Below are 2,485 nucleotides of genomic sequence, written 5' to 3'. Positions count from 1 at the left end.
TTTTCGGCAGTCGACGGACGGGTGTTATAAAGACACCGCGAAAATTCCAGAGCCGACGCGAGCGTCAGCAAGGCCTTGATACGGCCTGTTTCAAGGGTTTTTGCAGGTGTCAGATGCTGCGGTCCACGTGTAGGAAATACCTGTAGGCCGCGGCTATTTGTCGCAGAGCTTATTCTTTGTTGATTGAACGTTCAATCAAAACAAAATAGACTGGCCTTCAAGCCGGGGACGTTTATCGCCCATCGGCAGGCCTAAGGAGAGGTGCTACATGCCCAAGGTCGGTATGCAACCCATACGCCGCCAGCAGTTGATCGAAGCCACGTTAACGGCCATCGATCAGGTCGGAATGGGCGACGCCAGCATTGCGCTGATCGCCCGTTTGGCCGGTGTCTCGAACGGCATCATCAGTCATTACTTTCAGGACAAGAACGGCCTGATTGCCGCAACGATGCGGTACTTGATGAATGTGCTGATCGAGAACGTCCACGAACGCCGGCTGGCGCTGAAAGACGACAGCCCCCGTGCCCACCTTCAGGTGATCATCGGTGGCAACTTCGACGCCAGCCAAGTCAACGGCCCGGCGATGAAAACCTGGTTGGCCTTCTGGGCCTCCAGCATGCACCACCCGTCATTGCACAGGTTGCAGCGGATCAACGATCACCGCTTGTATTCGAACCTGTGCTGCCAGTTCCGCCGGGTGCTGCCGCTGCCCGAAGCACGCAGCGCAGCCCGCGGCCTGGCAGCGTTAATCGACGGTTTGTGGTTGCGCGGCGCCCTGTCGGGAGACGCTTTCGACACGGAGCAGGCGCAGCGGATCGCTTACGAATACATGGATTTCCAATTGGCCAAGCAGGTGAGTTAGAGCACACATAAACGCTCAACCCCTGAACGTCTGCCGCTCAGTGTTGCCAGAACCCCACGGCTCACTTTTTGGCGGGTAACGCCAACCACTTATGCACTTGCGAGGACTTTATGGCCCGTTTCGAACTGCAAAAACTCTACATTGACGGCGGCTACAGCGACGCTGGCAGCGATGCCACTTTCGACGCCATCAACCCGGCTAACGGTGAAGTTCTCGCCCAAGTGCAACGCGCAACGTTCGATGACGTTGAACGTGCCGTGGTCAGCGCTGAAAAAGGCCAGAAAATCTGGGCCGCGATGACCGCCATGGAGCGTTCGCGCATCCTGCGCCGTGCCGTCGACATCCTGCGCGAGCGCAATGACGAACTGGCCGCGCTGGAAACCCTGGACACCGGTAAATCGTTCTCCGAAACCAAGTACGTCGACGTCGTGACCGGCGCTGATGTGCTGGAATACTACGCAGGCCTGGTGCCAGCCATCGAAGGCGAGCAGATCCCGCTGCGTGACACCTCGTTCGTCTACACCCGCCGCGAGCCGTTGGGCGTGGTTGCCGGTATTGGCGCGTGGAACTACCCGATCCAGATCGCCCTGTGGAAATCCGCACCGGCCCTGGCCGCCGGTAACGCGATGATCTTCAAGCCCAGCGAAGTCACCTCGCTGACCACCCTGAAACTCGCCGAGATCTACACCGAAGCCGGCGTTCCAGCAGGTGTGTTCAACGTACTGACCGGCAGCGGCCGTGAAGTCGGCACCTGGCTGACCGAGCACCCGCGCATCGAGAAAATCTCGTTCACCGGCGGCACCGACACCGGCAAAAAAGTCATGGCCAGCGCGTCGAGTTCGTCGCTCAAGGAAGTCACCATGGAACTGGGCGGCAAGTCGCCGCTGATCGTGTTCGAAGATGCCGACCTAGACCGCGCCGCCGACATCGCGATGATGGCCAACTTCTACAGCTCCGGTCAGGTCTGCACCAACGGCACCCGCGTGTTCGTGCCCAAGCACCTGCAAGCGGCGTTTGAAGCGAAGATTCTGGAGCGTGTTGCGCGCATTCGCGTCGGCGACCCACAAGACGACAACACCAACTTTGGCCCACTGGTCAGCTTCGCCCACATGGAAAGCGTGCTCGGTTACATCAAGCTGGGCAAAGAGCAAGGCGCCCGCCTGCTGTGCGGCGGCGACCGCATGACCGATGGCGACCTGGCCAAAGGCGCGTTCGTGGCACCGACCGTGTTCACTGACTGCACCGACGAGATGACCATCGTCCGTGAAGAAATCTTCGGCCCGGTGATGAGCATCCTCACTTACGAGACTGAAGAAGAAGTGATCCGCCGCGCCAACGACACCGACTTCGGCCTGGCTGCGGGCCTTGTGACCAAAGACTTGAACCGCGCCCACCGCGTGATTCATCAACTGGAAGCGGGCATCTGCTGGATCAACGCCTGGGGCGAGTCCGACGCAAAAATGCCGGTCGGCGGCTACAAGCAATCGGGTGTTGGCCGTGAGAACGGCATCAGCTCGCTGAACAACTTCACCCGCATTAAATCGGTACAGGTTGAGCTGGGCGACTACGCGTCGGTGTTCTAAAACGCCGAGTTTTGTATTGCCTTTGAGGCTGCCATCGGGG

The 2,485-nt window shown here is 59.5% G+C and carries 2 protein-coding genes; both read left to right on the top strand.

Features of this window, described 5'->3' with window-relative positions; all coding sequences use genetic code 11:
- The first annotated feature begins 268 nt into the window (after nt 1–268).
- Complete coding sequence (gene betI, locus F0169_RS26825) at nt 269–862, top strand: transcriptional regulator BetI (protein WP_058415170.1); 594 nt, start codon at nt 269–271, stop codon at nt 860–862.
- 110 nt (nt 863–972) lie between these two features.
- Entirely contained in the window at nt 973–2,445 is a 1,473-nt protein-coding gene (betB, locus tag F0169_RS26820) for a betaine-aldehyde dehydrogenase (protein WP_152748111.1), read from the top strand.
- Nucleotides 2,446–2,485 lie beyond the last annotated feature (40 nt).

The sequence above is a fragment of the Pseudomonas kitaguniensis genome (genome assembly GCF_009296165.1).
Taxonomy (GTDB): Bacteria; Pseudomonadota; Gammaproteobacteria; order Pseudomonadales; family Pseudomonadaceae; genus Aquipseudomonas; species Aquipseudomonas kitaguniensis.
The sequence above is the reverse complement of the archived record's forward strand: the minus strand, read 5'-3'. Positions and strand labels throughout refer to the sequence as shown.